A 19,930-nucleotide genomic window follows, 5' to 3' on the forward strand; every position below is an offset into this window, starting at 1 on the left:
GGTTTTAGATATCGCTATTCCACACCATCGTGCGACTAGCCGCAATAGCGTCCTGACCATCAACGTAGCATCAAATGATTAACTTGTTACAGAACAGAGGCTGAAATCGTTCCCCTCCCTCTTGCCGACCGTTCGCCAGGAAAGTAACATTTACTCTCTGTGTTTATGGATAAATCAAAGCAAATGTCGTCAATAATGAATCGTCTTATTGAATTAACTGGGTGGATAGTTCTCATTATCTCAGTCATTCTTTTAGGTATTGCCAACCATATTGACAATTACCAACCACCTGAGCCCACGGCTTCCGTTCAGAAGAAGTAAGCGTCAGATAATGTAAAGGCATTTTCGCGCGGTACGGTAAGCAGCGCCCCGGGGCGTGCAAAGAAAAGTCAAAAACCGGCAAAAAAAACGAAATATGTTCTATCTGGTCTGACGTTTATTGCCTGTTGTAGTAAAGCGCGTTAACCTTTCGCCCCAGGCGCCATGTGGCGCCTGACTCTTTACCGGTAAGAATATTCCCTTTTTACCTGCACCCCTGACCTCTCACTGGTGCAATTTTGTTTATTTTTTTATCAGTGACTACTCCGTTGGCATTATATTTAATATGGATCAACTTTATATGACTGTTCAGGATTATCTATTAAAATTCCGCAAAATTAGTTCGCTCGAAAGTCTGGAAAAACTGTTCGACCACCTTAACTATACCCTTACTGATGACATGGACATCGTTAATATGTATCGCGCTGCAGATCACCGCCGTGCCGAGCTGGTTTCCGGAGGACGCCTGTTTGATGTAGGTCAGGTTCCGCAATCCGTCTGGCGCTATGTGCAATAAAGAAAGTAGCGTTTAACATCAAAAACCTTATAATATTTGCCCCAAAATGAGCGGCATGACCGTTAACGCGCGTAACCCCGGAGAAGATATGACTACAACACCGCCACAACGAATTGGAGGCTGGCTTCTTGGCCCGTTAGCCTGGCTGTTAGTCGCGTTGTTGAGCGCCTCGCTGGCGTTATTACTCTACGTTATGGCGCTTGCCACACCGCAAACGTTCAAAACGCTTAGCGGACAGGAAACCGGTAATTTACTGCTATGGGGCATTTCATTTATTACCGCTATCGCCATGTGGTACTATACCTTGTGGTTGACGATCGCATTCTTCAAGCGCAGACGCTGCGTGCCAAAGCATTACATTATCTGGCTGCTGGTGTCGGTGTTACTGGCGGTTAAAGCATTTGCCTTTTCGCCCGTCTCAGATGCCTTTGCCGTGCGTCAGTTACTCTTCCCACTGTTGGCGACGGCGCTCATTGTGCCTTATCTCAAACGTTCAGCGCGCGTTAAAACAACGTTTGTTAATCCGTAATAACCCTACAGTTAACCTGTTGTCGCCTGTGGTAGTTTGACAGATAATAGGCGGCTTTTTTATTTCAGGCCGAAACATGACTGATTACCTGCTGCTCTTTGTCGGAACTGTACTGGTCAATAACTTTGTACTGGTCAAATTCCTGGGCCTTTGTCCCTTTATGGGCGTATCCAAAAAACTGGAAACCGCCATGGGGATGGGCCTCGCGACGACCTTTGTCATGACGCTGGCGTCGATATGCGCCTGGCTTATCGACACCTGGATACTTATTCCGCTGGATCTGATTTATCTGCGGACGCTGGCCTTTATCCTCGTCATTGCTGTGGTCGTGCAATTTACCGAAATGGTTGTGCGGAAAACCAGCCCGGCGTTATACCGCTTGTTAGGCATCTTCTTACCACTGATTACCACTAACTGTGCGGTTCTGGGCGTAGCGTTACTGAATATTAATCTCGGTCATCACTTTCTTCAGTCGGCGCTGTACGGATTTTCCGCCGCCGTCGGTTTTTCATTAGTGATGGTTCTGTTTGCCGCTATCCGCGAACGCCTTGCCGTGGCGGATGTGCCCGCCCCTTTTCGTGGTAACGCGATAGCATTGATTACCGCAGGATTAATGTCTTTGGCCTTTATGGGCTTTAGTGGTTTGGTGAAGTTGTAATGAATACTATCTGGATTGCCGTTGGCGCCCTGACCCTTCTGGGTCTGGTGTTCGGCGCCATTCTGGGTTATGCCTCCCGCCGATTCGCGGTTGAAGATGATCCGGTTGTTGAAAAAATCGATGCGATTTTGCCGCAGAGTCAGTGTGGTCAGTGCGGCTATCCCGGCTGTCGCCCCTACGCCGAAGCCGTGGGTCTCCAGGGCGAGAAAATCAATCGTTGCGCGCCCGGCGGCGAAGCCGTCATGCTGAAAATGGCAGAGTTGCTAAACGTAGAGCCGCAACCATGCGATGGTGAAGAACAGCAGGCCGCGCCAGTACGTATGCTGGCAGTTATTGATGAAAATAACTGCATTGGCTGCACAAAATGCATTCAGGCCTGCCCGGTTGACGCCATCGTTGGCGCAACGCGCGCCATGCACACGGTCATGAGCGATCTCTGTACTGGCTGTAATCTGTGCGTCGATCCGTGTCCGACGCACTGCATCGAATTACGTCCGGTGAATGAGACGCCCGACAGTTGGAAATGGGATTTGAACACCATTCCCGTTCGCATCATTCCCGTGGAACAACATGCTTAAACTATTTTCCGCTTTCAGAAAAGATAAAATCTGGGATTTCGACGGTGGTATTCATCCGCCCGAAATGAAGTCCCAGTCAAACGGCACGCCGCTGCGCCAGGTGCCTTTGGCGCCGCGCTTTGTTATCCCTTTAAAACAGCACATTGGCGCTGAGGGCGAGCTGTGCGTTAGCGTCGGCGATCGCGTGCTACGCGGCCAGGCGCTTACCCGTGGACGTGGGAGAATGCTGCCGGTACACGCGCCCACCTCCGGGACGGTTATCGCTATTGCGCCCCACTCGACGGCGCATCCTTCGGCGCTGGCGGAGTTAAGCGTCATCATTGATGCCGACGGCGAGGACCGCTGGATTGAACGCGAGGGCTGGTCTGATTACCGCGCCCACAGCCGTGAAGCGCTCATTGAACGCATTCATCAGTATGGCGTTGCCGGGCTTGGCGGCGCAGGGTTTCCCACCGGCGTTAAATTGCAGGGCGGCGACGATAAAATCACCACGCTTATTATCAATGCCGCAGAGTGCGAACCTTACATTACGGCGGACGATCGTCTGATGCAGGACTGCGCCGCGCAGATTGTGGAAGGTATTCGCATCCTGGCGCATATTCTGCAACCGCGTGAGGTATTAATCGGCATTGAAGATAACAAACCGCAGGCTATTTCCATGCTGCGCGCCGTACTGGCTGACGCTCATGATATTTCATTACGTGTTATCCCGACCAAATACCCTTCCGGCGGCGCAAAACAGCTCACCCAAATACTGACGGGAAAACAGGTTCCCCACGGCGGGCGCTCCTCTGATATTGGCGTGCTGATGCAAAACGTCGGTACGGCATATGCCGTGAAACGCGCCGTGGTTGACGGCGAACCGATCACAGAACGCGTCGTCACCTTAACGGGTGAAGCGATAAGCCGTCCGGGTAACGTCTGGGCGCGGCTCGGCACTCCCGTTCGTCATTTGCTTAACGATGCCGGGTTCTGCCCCTCTGCTGACCAGATGGTCATCATGGGCGGCCCGTTGATGGGATTCACCCTTCCCTGGCTTGACGTACCGGTCGTAAAAATCACCAACTGCCTGCTGGCGCCATCCGTGACTGAAATGGGGGCGCCTCAGGAAGAGAAAAGCTGTATTCGTTGCAGCGCTTGCGCTGACGCCTGCCCTGCCGACCTTTTACCGCAGCAGCTTTATTGGTTCAGCAAAGGGCAGCAGCATGACAAGGCTACCGCTCACCATATTGCTGATTGTATAGAATGCGGCGCCTGCGCCTGGGTCTGCCCGAGTAATATTCCGCTCGTCCAATATTTCCGTCAGGAAAAAGCGGAGATTAATGCGATCAGGCTTGAAGAAAAACGCGCCGCCGAAGCCAAAGCGCGTTTTGAGGCTCGTCAGGCAAGACTGGAGCGCGAAAAAGCCGCCCGCCTTGCACGTCACAAGAGCGCAGCGGTACAACCAGCGGCAAAAGATCAGGATGCCATTGCCGCTGCGCTGGCGCGGGTAAAAGAGAAACAGGCGCAGGCCACGCAACCGGTGGTTATTCAGGCGGGTAGTCTGCCAGACAATAGCGCCGTCATCGCGGCCCGTGAAGCGCGTAAAGCGCAAGCGCGCGCTAAACAAGCCGCTCATCCGATGGCTGACAGCGCGATATCCGGCGACGATCCGCGTAAAGCCGCAGTGGAAGCGGCTATCGCCCGCGCCAAAGCTCGTAAGCAGGAGCAGCAGGCCGGAAGCGAACCTGCCGAGCCGGTCGACCCGCGTAAAGCCGCGGTGGAAGCGGCTATCGCCCGCGCCAAAGCCCGCAAACAGGAGCAGCAGGCCGGAAGCGAACCCGCCGAACCGGTCGATCCGCGTAAAGCCGCGGTGGAAGCGGCGATCGCCCGTGCCAAAGCCCGTAAGCAGGAGCAGCAGACCGTAAGCGAACCTGTCGAACCGGCCGACCCGCGTAAAGCCGCGGTTGCTGCGGCTATCGCTCGCGTTCAGGCAAAAAAAGCAGCACAGCAGCAGGTTGTTAACGAGGATTAAATGGTATTCAGAATCGCAAGCTCGCCTTATACCCATAACCAGCGCCAGACATCGCGAATCATGTTGCTGGTATTAATCGCCGCTCTGCCGGGGATTGCCGCGCAGACGTGGTTTTTTGGTTGGGGAACGCTTTTCCAGATCGTTCTGGCTGCTATCACGGCGCTCGTCGCGGAAGCCATTGTCCTTAGACTGCGCAAACAATCGGTCGCCAGTCACCTGCAGGATTATTCCGCGTTATTGACGGGGCTTTTGCTGGCGGTCAGCATCCCTCCGCTCGCGCCCTGGTGGATGGTCGTGCTGGGAACCGGATTCGCCATTATTATCGCTAAACAGTTATATGGCGGGCTGGGACAAAACCCCTTTAATCCGGCCATGATCGGCTACGTGGTGCTATTAATTTCCTTTCCGGTGCAAATGACAAGCTGGTTGCCGCCTTATGAAATAGCCGCAACAACGCCCGATATACTGGACACGTTACGGATGATTTTTAGCGGGCATACCGCCAGCGGCGGCGATATGACGCTACTACGTATCGGTATTGACGGTATCAGCCAGGCGACGCCGCTGGATACGTTTAAAACGTCCTTGCGCGCCGGGCACTCCGTTGAGCAAATCATGCAGTACCCGATATACAGCGGTGCGCTGGCTGGCGTGGGCTGGCAGTGGGTTAACCTCGCCTGGCTTGTCGGCGGCGTATTCCTGCTGTGGCAAAAAGCCATCCGCTGGCATATCCCGGTCAGTTTTCTGCTCACGCTGGCGCTATGCGCCGCGTTAGGTTGGCTTTTCTCGCCCGCTACGCTGGCCTCGCCGCAGCTTCATCTGCTGTCAGGCGCCACCATGCTGGGCGCATTTTTTATCTTGACGGATCCGGTTACCGCCTCCACGACCAACCGTGGACGTTTAATTTTCGGCGCGCTGGCTGGGGTATTAGTGTGGCTGATTCGTAGCTTCGGCGGCTATCCGGACGGCGTTGCTTTTGCTGTCCTGTTGGCGAATATCACGGTTCCTCTGATCGACTACTACACGCGCCCCCGCGTCTATGGACATCGCAAAGGATAAACCATGCTGAAAACGATTCGTAAACACGGTATTACGCTGGCGCTTTTTGCCGCAGGCTCTACGGGATTGACCGCGGTGATTAATCAGATGACAAAATCAACCATCCACGAACAAGCGCTGCAACAACAACATGCCCTGTTCGATCAGGTATTGCCGCCAGATCGTTACAATAATAATCTGCAAGAGAGCTGTTATCTGGTCGATGCGCCCGCCCTCGGCAAAGGCACACACCGTGTTTTTATCGCTCGCAAGGATGATAAACCCGTAGCGGCCATCATTGAGGCCACCGCGCCAGATGGCTATTCCGGCGCTATCCAGCTTATTGTTGGCGCAGATTTCAACGGTACTATCCTGGGGACGCGCGTGACGGAACATCATGAGACGCCAGGGTTAGGTGATAAAATTGAGCGCCGTTTGTCTGACTGGATTACCCACTTTAGCGGTAAAACCATCAGCGGTGAAAATGATACGCACTGGGCGGTGAAAAAAGATGGCGGTGATTTTGATCAATTTACCGGGGCGACAATAACGCCGCGCGCCGTAGTGAATGCGGTTAAACGCGCCGGGCTGTACGCCGAATCACTGCCCGCTCAGCTCCCCCATTTAACCGCCTGTGGAGAATAGCCATGAGCGAAATAAAAGACATTGTTGTTCAGGGGTTATGGAAAAATAACTCTGCTCTGGTGCAGCTACTTGGCCTGTGCCCTTTACTGGCAGTGACGTCTACGGCAACCAACGCTCTGGGGCTGGGTCTCGCCACAACGCTGGTATTAACGCTGACCAACCTTACGGTGTCCGCACTACGTCGCTGGACGCCGGCAGAAATCCGTATCCCGATTTACGTTATGATCATTGCTTCGGTGGTCAGCGCAGTACAGATGCTGATCAATGCGTATGCGTTCGGTCTGTATCAGTCTTTAGGGATTTTTATTCCGCTGATTGTAACGAACTGCATAGTTGTTGGTCGCGCCGAAGCGTTTGCCGCGAAAAAAGGACCGTGGCTTTCCGCGTTGGACGGTTTTTCCATCGGCATGGGCGCGACAGGCGCGATGTTCGTGCTGGGCTCACTGCGCGAGATCCTCGGGAATGGTACGCTTTTCGATGGCGCGGATAGCCTGCTGGGAGGCTGGGCAAAAGTATTACGGGTCGAGATATTTCACACCGACTCGCCTTTCCTGCTGGCGATGCTGCCGCCAGGCGCGTTTATCGGTCTGGGACTCATGCTGGCGGTAAAATATCTTATTGATGAAAAAATGAAGAAACGCCGCGCCGAAACCGCGCCTTCCGCTGTTCCGGCCGGTGAAACAGGGAAAGTCTGATGAACAAAGCAAAAAGGCTGGAAATTCTGACGCGCCTGCGCGACAGCAATCCGCACCCCACAACGGAACTCAATTTCACGTCGCCGTTTGAGTTGCTGATTGCCGTGTTGCTTTCCGCGCAGGCAACCGACGTCAGCGTGAACAAGGCGACCGCCAAACTTTACCCGGCCGCCAATACGCCAGCCGCGATGCTGGAACTGGGCGTAGAAGGCGTGAAATCCTATATCAAAACCATCGGCTTATTTAACAGTAAAGCGGAAAACGTGATTAAGACCTGCCGTATTTTAATGGACAAGCATAATGGCGAAGTGCCGGAGGATCGGGCGGCGCTGGAAGCGCTTCCCGGCGTGGGGCGTAAAACCGCTAACGTGGTGCTAAATACCGCCTTCGGCTGGCCGACCATCGCCGTTGATACGCATATATTTCGTGTATGCAACCGAACACAGTTCGCGCCGGGTAAAAATGTCGAGCAGGTAGAAGAGAAGTTACTGAAAGTGGTGCCGAATGAGTTCAAAGTGGACTGCCATCACTGGTTAATTTTGCATGGCCGCTATACCTGTATCGCCCGAAAACCCCGCTGCGGCTCCTGCCTCATTGAAGACCTTTGCGAATACAAAGAAAAAGTCGATATTTGATATGGTCGGAGTGCGCCCGTCATACCAGCGCGCTCCCACCTTCGGCCTGGATCTATTTTAGCCATCAATCATTCCAGTCTCTGTCCTTTTTCTGATGTAATGTGCTTTCGTTTTCCCTCCACGTCAGGTTAATCATTTTTTAATCGCAAAAATTTCTATCTATCCGTGATCAGGATCACTTTGATAACTTCATGTGAAATTTAATGACACCTAAGGTTACATTTACAACCGGATAGACTGACGCCCCGTTTTCACTACAAAACATTACTCTGCCATTTTTTCAGATAATGGCCTATATCACTGCTTTTCACCTTAAATAGCAGAAGATATCGCCTTTTATCCAAACTAATGGCCTTTTTGCAGTGTAAAAATCTGCCATTCTTCAAATGAAGAAATTTAACGCTGGATAACATTTCTGACATCGGACGATTCAACCAGAAGAGTTATATGTAACAGATTATTACAAAGCTCTTGTCTGGAGAGGAAAGATAGTGAACATTACCTGCCGTTTCCCCTCCAATATAACAATCGGACGGATGAGTCTGACTCATCACGCGCCAGACAATCCCTGTTAATACGGGGCGTAAAAAAGAGGTAAAAGTGTCTACTGCAAACAAAAAACCAACTGAAAGCGTCAGTTTGAACGCTTTCAAACAACCGAAGGCGTTCTATCTAATCTTCTCGATAGAGTTATGGGAGCGTTTTGGTTATTACGGCCTGCAAGGCATTATGGCCGTCTACCTGGTAAAACAACTGGGTATGTCAGAAGCGGATTCCATCACCCTTTTCTCTTCCTTCAGTGCGCTGGTGTACGGCCTGGTCGCCATTGGCGGTTGGTTAGGTGATAAAATTCTGGGCACCAAACGCGTTATTATGCTGGGTGCCGTGGTGCTGGCTATCGGTTATGCGCTGGTCGCATGGTCTGGTCATGACGCTGGCATCGTCTATATGGGCATGGCGGCTATCGCTGTGGGTAATGGTCTGTTTAAAGCTAACCCGTCTTCCCTGCTGTCTACCTGTTACGCGAAGGACGATCCGCGTCTCGACGGCGCATTTACGATGTATTATATGTCCGTCAACATCGGCTCCTTCTTCTCTATGCTGGCGACGCCGTGGCTGGCGGCGCGTTATGGCTGGAGCACCGCGTTTGCGCTTAGCGTCGTCGGTATGCTGATAACCGTCGTTAACTTTGCTTTCTGCCAGCGCTGGGTGAAAAGCTACGGTTCCAAACCCGACTTTGAACCGATCAACTTCCGTAATCTGCTGCTGACAATCGTGGGTATTGTCGTTCTGATTGCGGTCGCCACCTGGCTGCTGCACAACCAGGATATCGCGCGTATGGTGCTGGGCGTAATCGCTCTTGGCATCGTCATTATTTTCGGTAAAGAAGCGTTTTCCATGCACGGCGCGGCTCGCCGTAAAATGATCGTCGCCTTTATTTTGATGCTGCAGGCGATTATCTTCTTCGTACTGTACAGCCAGATGCCGACGTCGCTGAACTTCTTTGCCATTCGTAACGTCGAGCACTCTATTCTCGGTATCGCGTTCGAACCGGAACAGTATCAGGCGCTGAACCCATTCTGGATCATTACCGGCAGCCCGATTCTGGCCGCTATTTATAACAGGATGGGCGATACGCTGCCGATGCCGATGAAATTCGCCATTGGTATGGTGCTGTGTTCCGGCGCGTTCCTGATTCTGCCGCTGGGCGCCAAATTTGCGAACGATGCCGGCATCGTATCCGTAAACTGGCTGATCGCAAGCTACGGCCTGCAAAGTATCGGTGAGCTGATGATCTCCGGTCTGGGCCTGGCAATGGTCGCACAGTTGGTTCCGCAGCGTCTGATGGGCTTCATCATGGGTAGCTGGTTCCTGACAACGGCAGGCGCTAACATCATCGGCGGTTATGTCGCCAACCTGATGGCTGTGCCGAGCGACGTGACTGACCCACTGATGTCCCTAGAAGTCTATGGTCGCGTATTTATGCAGATTGGCATAGCAACCGCCGTTATCGCCGTCCTGATGCTGCTGACAGCGCCTAAGCTGAACCGTATGACCCAGGACGATGATACCGCTGAAAAAGGCTCTAAAGCCGCTACAGTTTAATTTTCCGGGAAACAACATTCAGGCCGCTAACTGTGCGTTAGCGGCTTTTTTTTTGCTCGTCCCCGCACTACCATACTTTAAACCTCAGCAAAAAGGAGTTACCGATGAAACTGTTCTACAAACCGGGTGCCTGCTCTCTTGCTTCCCATATTATCCTGCGCGAAATTGGCAAAGACTTTACGCTTGATGGCGTCGATCTCGCGAAAAAACGCCTGGAAAACGGTGATGATTACCTGGCAGTCAACCCTAAAGGACAGGTTCCGGCTCTGCTGCTGGATGACGGCACACTGTTGACTGAAGGCGTCGCCATTATGCAGTACCTCGCCGACAGCGTTCCCGACCGCCAGCTTCTGGCGCCGGTAAGTAGTCTTGCTCGCTATCATACGCTGGAATGGCTCAACTATATTGCAACGGAACTGCATAAAGGCTTTACCCCGCTGTTCCGCCCTGACACGCCGGAAACACTTAAACCCGCCGTTCGCGCCGGTCTGGAAAAGAAATTTCAGTATGTGGATGAGTCGCTTTCAGACGACCAGTGGATTTGCGGCCAGCGTTTTACCATTGCAGACGCTTATCTGTTTACCGTATTGCGTTGGGCCTATGGCGTAAAACTGAATATGGACGGGTCAACGCATATTGAAAGTTATATGCAGCGTGTCGCAAAAAGACCGACCGTTGCGGCAGCGCTTAAAGCGGAAGGACTGAATTAATGTCATGTTGCCGGATAGCTCGCTGTAGCGCCAACCGGCTGACGTGAGCCGAAATCCACCAGCGGACGGCTAATATGCCAGGCTTCCTGCGCTGTCACCAGCAGCATTTCAAAGCGTTCTGAACTGTAACCGGCGCGGGCGAGATGTTTTACCAGTACAATTTCTGGCCCCTGAGCAATCAGTTCTCGCGCCACCTGCACGGCGTCATTCACATTATTCACGCTATGTTTGCTGAGAATTTCCAGTTCAATCAGGTTAGGCGCGATAATATCGCTGGCGGGTAGCGCATAACGCACATGGAACTCTGCGACGCCAGGCGCCACGATACAACCCTTTTCCGGATGCCCCATCACGGGATCGCAGAAATATTTTGCCTGCGGATTTGCTGCTTTAACCTGGCGCACAATACCGAGAATGTGTTCTCCCTGCTCGGCAGATCCCAGGTAACCGCTAAGTACGGCGTCGCAGTGCGCTAACTGGCCAATGTCCGCAATCCCCTGGACAATCTCAGTCAGATGGCTGGGCGGCATGACACAGCCGGTCCATTTACCATATTGCGTGTGGTTAGAAAACTGAACGGTATTCAGCGGCCAAACATTCGCGCCAAGACGGCGCATGGGAAATTCGGCGGCGCTGTTGCCCGCATGTCCGAAAACAACATGGGACTGGATAGCGAGGATATTCTTCATTTTTTTACCTGAACATCAAAAATAAGGGAGTGATTTCTCACTCCCTGTTACTTAATGCCTTATTTCCAGCAAATCAGACAATAGTTCTTTTTGCCGCGACGTAATAAGGTATAGCGGCCAAACAGACGGTCCTCATCGTTAAAGATGTATTCAGGATCGGATTGTTTTTCACCATTGATAGTGACAGCGTTGGAGGCGATAGTCTTACGCGCCTGACCACGTGACGGCTGGAGTTCGGCGTCTACCAGCGCCTGCATCAGGTCGGCGCCTTTTTCCATTTCAACCATCGGTACGCCGTCCTGGGCCAACTGCTCAAAGTCAGCTTCGCTCAGCGCGCTCAGTGAACCGCTGAACAGGCATTCAGTGATCCGTTTCGCCGCGACCAGCCCCTCTTCACCATGAACCAGGCGCGTCACCTGCTCGGCCAGTACATACTGCGCGCGCGGCGCTTTACCGCTGTTTTTATCTTCTTCTTCCAGGGCATTGATCTCCTCAATGTCCATAAAAGTGAAGAATTTCAGGAAGCGATAAACATCGGCATCTGCGGTGTTAATCCAGAACTGGTAGAATTTGTACGGACTGGTTTTCTTCGGATCCAGCCAGACAGCGCCGCCTTCGGTTTTACCGAATTTCGTGCCGTCAGCTTTGGTAATCAGCGGAACGGTCAAACCAAATACCTGATTCTGGTGCAGGCGACGGGTCAGGTCGATACCGGAAGTGATGTTCCCCCACTGGTCAGAACCGCCAATCTGTAAGGCAACGCCGTGCAGTTTATTCAGACAAGCGAAGTCGTACCCCTGTAGCAGGTTATAAGAGAACTCCGTGAAAGAGATACCCTGATCGTCACGGTTCAGACGCTGCTTCACCGCTTCTTTGTTGATCATCTGATTAACGGAAAAATGTTTACCGATATCGCGCAGGAAAGTCAGCACATTCATGCTGCCGAACCAGTCATAGTTATTGGCCGCGATGGCGGAGTTTTCGCCGCAATCAAAGTCCAGGAATGGGGCAACCTGTTTACGAATTTTCGCCACCCACTCCTGAACGGTCTCTTCAGTGTTCAGTTTACGCTCGGCGGCTTTAAAGCTCGGGTCGCCAATCAGACCGGTCGCGCCGCCTACCAGCGCAACAGGTTTGTGCCCTGCCTGCTGGAAGCGTTTCAGGCATAACAATGGAACCAGATGCCCCAAATGCAAGCTGTCAGCGGTAGGATCGAAGCCGCAATAGAGCGCGATCGGGCCTTGCGCCAGTCGCTCTGCCAACGCGTCTTCGTCCGTCACCTGGGCTACCAGCCCCCGCTCTTGCAATTGTTTAATCAAGTTACTGCTTGCCATCAAAATCTCCATGTATAAAACGACTGCACCTTTGCCGGTACACGACTTTTCGCCAGACGCGAAAGAGACATAGCATAAAACGGCGGATTCATCCGCACCAGTGCTTAAAACAAGATTTTTGCATCTTTAGGGCGCAAGACGGTCGATTTTCCATGCGCCGTCGTCGCGTTGGTATAAAAAGCGATCGTGCAGACGATGTTCGCCGCCCTGCCAGAACTCCATCTGTTCGATACTCACGCGAAAACCACCCCAGAAGCTGGGTAACGGCACTTCGCCCTGTTGAAACTTCTGCTTGAGCTCCAGGAATTTGCTTTCGAGGATACCGCGCGCGGAAATGCGGCTGGATTGTTTAGAGACCCATGCGCCGATCTGGCTGTCGCGCGGACGGCTGTGGAAATACCTCACCACCTCAAGTGTGGAGAGACGCTCGGCTTTGCCTGTCACCATCACCTGGCGTTCAAGCATATGCCAGGGAAATAACAGACTGATACGCGGATTGTGCTCAATTTGATGCGCCTTGCGGCTTCCCAGGTTAGTATAAAAGACTAGGCCTTTTTCATCATAATGTTTGAGCAATACGATACGCTGGTACGGTTGCCCCTTGTCATCTACGGTCGCCACGACCATTGCCGTTGGATCGGCCAGTCTGGCGTCACACGCTTGCCCAAGCCAGCGCTCAAATAAGGTTAACGGTTCAGCGGGTAAATCGCGGCGACGCAAGCCGCCTTTCGTGTATTCACGGCGCAGATGCGCGATCTGCTGCAATTGGTTGTTATCAGACATGGCGTTGATCAGAAATAATCAGTGGGTGGCGCTATTGTGCGCCCCCATACTGAAAATCTCAACGCTTCGGATTTTGTAACTGACAGTTATTAAGCACAATTCTGTCTCGTTTATAGACCGTGGCGCTCTCGCCTTACGACCAGAAAACATAAATCCCGTCGGTATAACGCGCGCCCGAGGCCGAGATTCCTTGCTTCAGGGTCAGCAGCTTATTGTCATAAACAAAACTGACCTCTTCACGCGGGTTATTGGCTTTAACGGTAAGCGGCTTCTCATCACACTGATATTCCAGCGTATCCGTTTGCATACGTTCAACAAATTGTTGATAAACGCTACAGCCGGTCAGCAGCACAGGTAAAAACATTATTGCGATCTTTTTCATAGGCATATCCCGAAAGCTCTCCTGCTTCTGGAAGGGCAAACGCCCCTTCCTGACCTTGCTAGTTTACCGATATAGGGTCCGGGAAAAATTCAGTTAACTCTGAGTTATTGGGTTAGCCGGGTAAATAGCGCCTAAAACACTGGCTTCTGTAGCCCCCGTCACGGAAGGTAAATTTCCCGGCAGGCCCGCGAGCGTTCGCCAGGCAAGCCATGCAAAGGCCAGCGCTTCCATATCATCGCCGCTGATCCCCGCCTTATCGGTGGTCGAAACCTCGATACCGGGCAACAGCGCCGCCAGACGGGCCATCACTAACGGATTCCGGCTTCCGCCGCCACAGACCATCAGCCGCTCGCAGCCGCCATTGAGCAGCACCTGTTGGGCGATGGAGACCGCCGTCAGCTCCGCCAGCGTGGCCTGTACATCGCGCGCGTCTGCGCCAGGGAAAGCCGTAAGATGACGCTCTAACCAGCCATAGTTGAAATATTCGCGTCCTGTACTTTTGGGCGCCGACGCAGCAAAGTACGGATCGCGCAACATCTTTTGCAGCAATGGAAGAATAACCTGACCTTCTTTCGCCCATGCCGCGTCTTTGTCGTAGGGCTGCGCGCATTGTCGCCAAATCCACGCATCCATCAACATATTACCCGGCCCCGTGTCGTACCCGCGCACCGCCTGTCCGGGGAAAAGCAGAGATAAATTGGCGATGCCGCCGATATTCAGGACCATACGTTTTTCCGTCGGATGTCCCAACAGCGCGTGATGGAAAGCGGGCACCAGCGGCGCGCCTTGTCCGCCCAGCGCAATATCCCGCCGCCGAAAATCGCCGACCACTGTAATCCCCGTATGGGCGACGATGTGATTATTATCGCCAATTTGCAGCGTATGCGGGGCCTCGCCGGTCGGCTCATGCCAGACCGTTTGCCCATGACAACCAATGGCGACGATATCCCGCGGCTGCAAACGTTGTTGCGCTAACAGCGCATTAACCGCCTGTGCAAAAAGCCGGCCTAACTGGGTATCCAGCTGGCCGAGTTGCGAGAGCGTAAGCGGTTGTCCCTGGCAAATATCGAGAATGCCTTTTTTCAGATGAACGGGAATGGGCCAGGTGAGACTTGCCTGTTGCGCAACCATGGTTTCATCAATTGCCGCCAGTACAACATCCACACCATCAAGGCTGGTCCCGGACATAACGCCAATAAAACGGCCCGATTTCATACCTCTTCCTTATTAAGCTGGGTTAAGCCTTAACACTCGGCATAACGTATTTTGCAATGCGATGCCCGCGTCACGTTTTTTGCCGTGCCGTCCACGGATATCAATAACCTATCTTTTCTTGCTTCCCACTTCGTTTAAGATTAGTTAATTAACTTCTGATTATGATTTTTACATTCTTTCGGCAGAAGATATGACCTTAACTGCATAAATGCCATATAATTTAGCTATAGGGATGCTGAAATAGCGTTTCGTGAAGAACAGGAGATGGGTAAATGATTAAACGTGTACTGGCCGTTTCACTGATGGGGTTATCCTTAGCTGGGTGTGTTAACAATGATAGCCTTTCGGGTGATGTTTATACCGCATCCGAGGCTAAACAAGTTCAGAATGTAACGTACGGTACTATCGTTAACGTTCGTCCGGTTCAAATTCAGGGCGGTGATGATTCTAACGTGATTGGCGCTATCGGCGGCGCGGTGTTGGGCGGATTCCTCGGCAACACTATCGGCGGCGGTACGGGTCGTTCACTGGCGACCGCGGCAGGCGCGGTGGCTGGTGGCGTAGCGGGCCAGGGCGTCCAGAGCGCAATGAATAAAACCCAGGGTGTGGAACTGGAAATTCGTAAAGACGATGGCAACACCATTATGGTTGTGCAGAAACAAGGAAATACGCGTTTCTCGGCAGGTCAGCGTGTCGTGCTGGCCAGCAACGGCAGCCAGGTTACTGTCTCTCCACGCTAAACCAGGCTTTACGTGTGGTCACATGGCCACACGTATGCCCCTGCACCTCAATCGTGAGAGTGCAATTCCATAATGTTGTGTTCAAGTTTAGCGACAAGTTTAATCAGAAGCTCAATCTCCTCTGAAGAAATCCCAGCCAAAATTTCACCGCGCGTTTTATGAATGACCTCTTCCATCTCAGCGATCAGCGGCTCCGCTTTTTCGGTCAGTTTAATCCGCTTAGCGCGACGATCGCTGGCGCAGGTTTGCCGCGAAATTAGCCCCTTATCTTCAAGTTGATCCAACGTGCGTACCAGCGATGGCTGCTCAATGCCTATCGCTTTAGCCAATTGAATCTGCGACTGGTCAGGCGGCAATTGATGAATATTGTGCAACGTGACCCAATGTGTCTGCGTCAATTCCAGAGGCTTGAGGCGATGGTCAATCAGAGCACGCCAAATGCGCACCAACCGTGCCAGATCAGAACCTAGTGGCGATTCCAATTTCACCTCCTTATAATTAGCTTGCTAAGTTATTATGCTGATTTTAGAATAGTGTGCAGTATTTGTATTCTCAAAACAAATGTATTGCTAAATTTGCTTACCAATAGACATTTTTTCAGACATAGTGCGCACCTGGCACCTGTAGCTTCGGTTTTGGCTAAAACTAAAGCATCGATGTCTGACGCAAAGGAACATTGCTTGTGAAGTGTATACTCAACGCCACAGGATTGCCCTTACAAGATCTCATGTTGGGAGCATCTGTTTACTTTCCGCCATTCTTCAAAGCCTTTGCGCTTGGGTTCGTTATCTGGTTGTTTATTCACCGACTCCTGCGTGACCGGATATACTCTGATGAAATCTGGCATCCCCTGTTAATGGATCTCTCCCTCTTTACGCTTTGCGTATGTCTGGGCCTCGTTTTACTGATCGTGTGGTAAATATGTCGTTAAAAACAATAAAATATTTTTCTACTCTCATTGTCGCCGTCGTCGCCGTTCTGGCCGCGTGGTGGTTATGGAATTACTATATGCAGTCACCGTGGACGCGCGATGGTAAAATCCGCGCGGAACAGGTCAGCGTAACGCCACAGGTTTCTGGCAGCATTACCCAACTCAATATCAAAGATAATCAGTTCGTCAACGCTGGGGACGTTCTCTTTGTCATTGATAAAACGCCCTTCCATATTGCAGAACTTAACGCGCAGGCACAGTTGGCCAAAGCGCAGTCCGATCTGGCAAAAGCGAATAATGAAGCCGATCGACGTCGACATTTATCGCGTAACTACATCTCTGCTGAAGATCTGGATAGCGCCAATCTGAATGTTAAAGCGATGCAGGCCAGCGTAGATGTCGCACTGGCAACGTTAAAACAGGCGCAGTGGCAGCTTAGCCAGACGGAAGTAAAAGCGCCGGTATCCGGCTGGGTGACCAACCTTTCCACGCGTACCGGTGATTATGCTAGCACCGGTAAGCCACTTTTCGCCCTGGTAGATAGCCATTCATTTTATGTAATGGGATATTTCGAAGAAACCAAACTACGCCATATCCGCGAAGGTGAGCCTGCATTAATAACACTGTATAGTGGCAATGTTAAGTTACAGGGTCACGTTGGCAGTATCGGGCGCGCTATTTACGACCAAAGCGTGGAAAGTGACTCCGGTTTAGTGCCCGATATCAAACCCAACGTACCGTGGGTACGTCTGGCGCAACGCGTACCGGTACGTATCGAATTTGACGCTTTGCCGCAGGATATCACGCTCGTCTCCGGCACTACCTGCAGCGTAGCCATTGGACAGCGGTAATGAAACTCTCCCTGCCGGCCCTGCGAAATACGCCCTGGTTTAAAGCGACCTCCGGCCAGTGGCGTTACGCGTTGCGCAATACCATTGCCATGTGTCTCGCGCTGACATTCGCTTATTATCTCAATCTGGATGAGCCCTACTGGGCGATGACTTCGGCCGCAGTGGTGAGCTTTCCGACCGTAGGCGGCGTAATCAGTAAAAGTCTGGGGCGTATTGCCGGGAGTTTACTCGGCGCGACCGCCGCGTTGATTATTGCCGGCCATACGCTGAATGAACCCTGGTTGTTCTTATTTAGCATGGCCGCCTGGATCGGTTTTTGTACCTGGGCCTGCGCGCATTTTACCAATAATGCCGCTTATGCTTTCCAGTTGTCCGGCTACACGGCGGCGATCATCGCGTTCCCGATGGTTAATATTGTAGAAATCACGCAGTTGTGGGATATCGCCCAGGCACGTGTATGTGAAGTTATCGTCGGCATCCTCTGTGGCGGCATGATGATGATGATCCTACCCAGCACATCGGATGGCACTGCCCTGCTCACCGCGTTGAAAAACATGCATGCGCGCTTGCTGGAACATGCCAGTCTACTGTGGCAGCCGGAGACTACCGACGCTATCCGCTCCGCGCATGAGGGGGTCATTGGGCAAATCCTGACCATGAACCTGCTGCGTATTCAGGCCTTCTGGAGTCACTACCGTTTTCGCCGTCAGAATGCATTGCTAAATGCATTGTTACACCAGCAATTACGGCTAACCAGCGTGATCTCCAGTCTGCGTAGAATGCTTTTAAACTGGCCGACGCCGCCGGAAAACAGCCGCGAAGTCATTGAACAACTCTTAGCTGAGTTGGCAAAACCGCGCGCGGACAGCTACACCGTGGCGCGGATTATTGCGCCGCTATGCCCGCAGGATGAACAGGATTATCGTCACCTCGCGTTCTGGCAGCGATTACGCTATTTTTGCCAGCTATATCTGCGCAGCAGCCGTCAATTATATCTGATCGAAAGCGGCGCGCCGGTGGATCAAATCCATATCCGCCGCACTCCCGGCCTTGCGCGGCATACGGATAACGCAGAGGCCATCTGGAGCGGCGTGCGTACCTTTTGCACGCTCACGGTGATTGGCGCCTGGAGTATTGGCGTGCAATGGGAATCCGGGCCCGGCGCATTAACCCTGGCGGCGATCAGTTGCGTCCTCTACTCCATCGTCGCCACGCCGTTTAAGTCGCTTTCCTTATTGATGCGTACTTTAGTGCTGCTGTCCTTATTCAGCTTCGTGGTGAAATTTGGCCTGATGGTGCAAATCACCGATCTGTGGCAATTCTTGCTTTTCCTTTTTCCGCTGTTCGTCACGATGCAACTGCTTAAACTGCAGATGCCTAAGCTGGCGGGACTGTGGGGGCAGCTTATCGTTTTTATGGGCTCATTCATCGCCGTGACCAATCCACCGGTGTACGACTTCGCCGACTTCCTTAACGATAATACCGCCAAGATCGTCGGCGTCGCGATTTCCTGGCTGGCGTTTGCGATTTTGCGCCCCGGTTCCGATGCCGTAAAAAGCCGCCGCCATATCCGCGCGCTACGCCGGGATTTCGTCGATCAGCTTAGCCGTCACCCTTCCCATAGCGAAAGCGAGTTTGAATCGCTGACCTATCATCACGTCAGTCAGCTCAGCAATAGTCAGGATGCGCTGGCGCGCCGGTGGTTATTACGTTGGGGAGTGGTGCTGCTGAACTGCTCGCATGTGGTGTGGCAGCTGCGCGCCTGGGAGTCGCGTTCCGATCCGCTTTCCCGGGTGCGGGATATTTGTATATCCCTGCTGCGCGATGTGATGAGCGAGCGCGACGTGCAGCAACGCCCGCTTGCCGTCACGCTACAGGAACTACAGCGTATCTGCGACACGCTCGCACATCATCATCAACCCGCCGCGCATGAGCTGGCGGCGATTATCTGGCGTTTACACTGTTCGCTGTCGCAGCTGGAACAGGCTCCAGCGCAGGGAACACTGTCTCCGGGTTATTTAATGACGCCGCAGGCGTAACGCGTTCCGCCGCCGCCGAGCGGTTTCGGCTGATCGGACATGTTATCGCCGCCCACATGGATCATGAGCGCTTTATCTTTCACTTCATCAAGAGACTTCAGACGCGGCGCAGTAACCGGTTCGGTGGCGATACCATCATTATTAACGACTAACACCGGGAGGTCGCCCAGATGCCCCTGACCTTCCGGTCCTTCATGCTTACCGGTATTTTGTGGGTCCAGATGACCACCAGCGGCTTCTGCGGCAACCGCTTTGCCGTCTTTAATCGCGGGCTGGCAGCTACCTTTGGCATGAATGTGAAAACCATGCTCGCCCGGCGGCAACGCTTTAAGGTGTGGGGTAAATTTTAAGCCGCCTTCGGTTTCATCGATGACGACGGTGCCGATAGACTGTCCTACGCCTTGCGCCGTCACCAGATTCATCTCTACTTTCTCGCTGGCAGCCTGCGCACCCGCACAGGCCAGCAGCGTCACCATCGCTAAACTTAATCGCTTCATAAAACCTCCGTTACATGTGGTCGCCT

21 protein-coding genes and 2 pseudogenes are annotated in these 19,930 nt (G+C 52.7%); 16 read left to right on the forward strand and 7 right to left on the reverse strand.

What is annotated here, in order from left to right; translation table 11 throughout:
* Positions 1-195 precede the first annotated feature (195 nt).
* The 12 genes from blr to gstA all read left to right on the forward strand — a co-directional run bounded on the left by blr (position 196) and on the right by gstA (position 10,443).
* The gene (blr, locus tag AAYN39_RS18130) at positions 196-321 is read left to right on the forward strand and encodes a division septum protein Blr (RefSeq protein WP_031608772.1); all 126 of its coding nucleotides are present in this window, start codon (positions 196-198) and stop codon (positions 319-321) included.
* A 298-nt stretch (positions 322-619) separates the two neighbouring features.
* On the forward strand, positions 620-835 hold the full coding sequence (gene ydgT, locus AAYN39_RS18135) for a transcription modulator YdgT (protein WP_000217946.1): 216 nt from the start codon (positions 620-622) through the stop codon (positions 833-835).
* Positions 836-923: 88 nt separating this feature from the next.
* On the forward strand, positions 924-1,364 hold the full coding sequence (locus tag AAYN39_RS18140; protein ID WP_000214061.1) for a DUF2569 domain-containing protein: 441 nt from the start codon (positions 924-926) through the stop codon (positions 1,362-1,364).
* Positions 1,365-1,440: 76 nt separating this feature from the next.
* Positions 1,441-2,022 carry an electron transport complex subunit RsxA gene (gene rsxA / locus AAYN39_RS18145; RefSeq protein WP_000133179.1) on the forward strand — a complete coding sequence of 194 codons (582 nt, stop codon included), beginning with the start codon at positions 1,441-1,443 and terminating at the stop codon, positions 2,020-2,022.
* A complete protein-coding gene (gene rsxB / locus AAYN39_RS18150; protein ID WP_001092600.1) occupies positions 2,022-2,600 on the forward strand; it encodes an electron transport complex subunit RsxB in 579 nt (192 codons plus the stop codon). Before rsxA ends, rsxB begins: the two co-directional genes overlap by 1 nt.
* On the forward strand, positions 2,593-4,614 hold the full coding sequence (gene rsxC / locus AAYN39_RS18155; RefSeq protein ID WP_000915581.1) for an electron transport complex subunit RsxC: 2,022 nt from the start codon (positions 2,593-2,595) through the stop codon (positions 4,612-4,614). Before rsxB ends, rsxC begins: the two co-directional genes overlap by 8 nt.
* Complete coding sequence (rsxD, locus tag AAYN39_RS18160) at positions 4,615-5,673, forward strand: electron transport complex subunit RsxD (protein WP_000231887.1); 1,059 nt, start codon at positions 4,615-4,617, stop codon at positions 5,671-5,673.
* A gap of 3 nt (positions 5,674-5,676) precedes the next feature.
* The gene (rsxG, locus tag AAYN39_RS18165; RefSeq protein WP_000920820.1) at positions 5,677-6,297 is read left to right on the forward strand and encodes an electron transport complex subunit RsxG; all 621 of its coding nucleotides are present in this window, start codon (positions 5,677-5,679) and stop codon (positions 6,295-6,297) included.
* Between the two features lie 2 nt (positions 6,298-6,299).
* On the forward strand, positions 6,300-6,992 hold the full coding sequence (locus AAYN39_RS18170) for an electron transport complex subunit E (RefSeq protein WP_001289628.1): 693 nt from the start codon (positions 6,300-6,302) through the stop codon (positions 6,990-6,992).
* Positions 6,992-7,627 carry an endonuclease III gene (gene nth / locus AAYN39_RS18175; protein ID WP_001030324.1) on the forward strand — a complete coding sequence of 212 codons (636 nt, stop codon included), beginning with the start codon at positions 6,992-6,994 and terminating at the stop codon, positions 7,625-7,627. Before AAYN39_RS18170 ends, nth begins: the two co-directional genes overlap by 1 nt.
* Positions 7,628-8,227: 600 nt before the next feature.
* Positions 8,228-9,733, forward strand: a complete 1,506-nt coding sequence (dtpA, locus tag AAYN39_RS18180; RefSeq protein ID WP_000100913.1) for a dipeptide/tripeptide permease DtpA — start codon at positions 8,228-8,230, stop codon at positions 9,731-9,733.
* Between the two features lie 104 nt (positions 9,734-9,837).
* Positions 9,838-10,443: a glutathione transferase GstA gene (gstA, locus tag AAYN39_RS18185; protein ID WP_000765713.1), complete on the forward strand. Its 606-nt coding sequence runs from the start codon at positions 9,838-9,840 to the stop codon at positions 10,441-10,443.
* Here the strand turns inward: gstA and pdxY are convergent.
* The 5 genes and pseudogenes from pdxY to anmK all read right to left on the reverse strand — a co-directional run.
* Positions 10,435-11,132 (reverse strand): annotated as a pseudogene (gene pdxY / locus AAYN39_RS18190) (pyridoxal kinase PdxY); the annotation flags it as partial. The gene gstA and the pseudogene pdxY overlap by 9 nt on opposite strands.
* A gap of 59 nt (positions 11,133-11,191) precedes the next feature.
* Complete coding sequence (tyrS, locus tag AAYN39_RS18195; RefSeq protein WP_000168626.1) at positions 11,192-12,466, reverse strand: tyrosine--tRNA ligase; 1,275 nt, start codon at positions 12,464-12,466, stop codon at positions 11,192-11,194.
* Positions 12,467-12,592: 126 nt separating this feature from the next.
* Positions 12,593-13,249 carry a pyridoxamine 5'-phosphate oxidase gene (gene pdxH / locus AAYN39_RS18200; RefSeq protein WP_001282834.1) on the reverse strand — a complete coding sequence of 219 codons (657 nt, stop codon included), beginning with the start codon at positions 13,247-13,249 and terminating at the stop codon, positions 12,593-12,595.
* A 58-nt stretch (positions 13,250-13,307) separates the two neighbouring features.
* A pseudogene (gene mliC, locus AAYN39_RS18205) lies at positions 13,308-13,637 on the reverse strand (C-type lysozyme inhibitor).
* Between the two features lie 87 nt (positions 13,638-13,724).
* Positions 13,725-14,846, reverse strand: coding sequence for an anhydro-N-acetylmuramic acid kinase (gene anmK, locus AAYN39_RS18210; RefSeq protein WP_000835021.1), 1,122 nt, complete (start codon positions 14,844-14,846; stop codon positions 13,725-13,727).
* Between the two features lie 272 nt (positions 14,847-15,118).
* Here anmK and slyB point away from each other — a divergent pair, with 272 nt between their 5' ends.
* Entirely contained in the window at positions 15,119-15,586 is a 468-nt protein-coding gene (gene slyB, locus AAYN39_RS18215; RefSeq protein ID WP_000597179.1) for an outer membrane lipoprotein SlyB, read from the forward strand.
* 47 nt (positions 15,587-15,633) lie between these two features.
* On the opposite strand, the gene slyA is transcribed toward slyB, so the two are convergent.
* Complete coding sequence (slyA, locus tag AAYN39_RS18220) at positions 15,634-16,074, reverse strand: transcriptional regulator SlyA (RefSeq protein WP_000764554.1); 441 nt, start codon at positions 16,072-16,074, stop codon at positions 15,634-15,636.
* Between the two features lie 194 nt (positions 16,075-16,268).
* Between slyA and AAYN39_RS18225 the strand changes: the two genes are divergently transcribed.
* The 3 genes from AAYN39_RS18225 to AAYN39_RS18235 are packed head-to-tail and all read left to right on the forward strand — an operon-like array spanning position 16,269 to position 19,407.
* Positions 16,269-16,505: a DUF1656 domain-containing protein gene (locus AAYN39_RS18225; RefSeq protein ID WP_000649756.1), complete on the forward strand. Its 237-nt coding sequence runs from the start codon at positions 16,269-16,271 to the stop codon at positions 16,503-16,505.
* A gap of 2 nt (positions 16,506-16,507) precedes the next feature.
* Positions 16,508-17,368 (forward strand): HlyD family secretion protein, encoded by an 861-nt coding sequence (locus AAYN39_RS18230; protein ID WP_001538147.1) that lies wholly within the window; start codon positions 16,508-16,510, stop codon positions 17,366-17,368.
* Positions 17,368-19,407, forward strand: coding sequence for an FUSC family protein (locus AAYN39_RS18235; RefSeq protein ID WP_000777620.1), 2,040 nt, complete (start codon positions 17,368-17,370; stop codon positions 19,405-19,407). The genes AAYN39_RS18230 and AAYN39_RS18235 overlap by 1 nt, the downstream gene beginning before the upstream one ends.
* On the opposite strand, the gene sodC2 is transcribed toward AAYN39_RS18235, so the two are convergent.
* Positions 19,383-19,904: a superoxide dismutase [Cu-Zn] SodC2 gene (gene sodC2, locus AAYN39_RS18240; RefSeq protein ID WP_000826818.1), complete on the reverse strand. Its 522-nt coding sequence runs from the start codon at positions 19,902-19,904 to the stop codon at positions 19,383-19,385. The genes AAYN39_RS18235 and sodC2 overlap by 25 nt on opposite strands.
* Between the last annotated feature and the right edge of the window lie 26 nt (positions 19,905-19,930).

The sequence above is a fragment of the Salmonella sp. K21076 genome, assembly GCF_039650795.1.
GTDB classification, from domain to species: domain Bacteria; phylum Pseudomonadota; class Gammaproteobacteria; order Enterobacterales; family Enterobacteriaceae; genus Salmonella; species Salmonella enterica.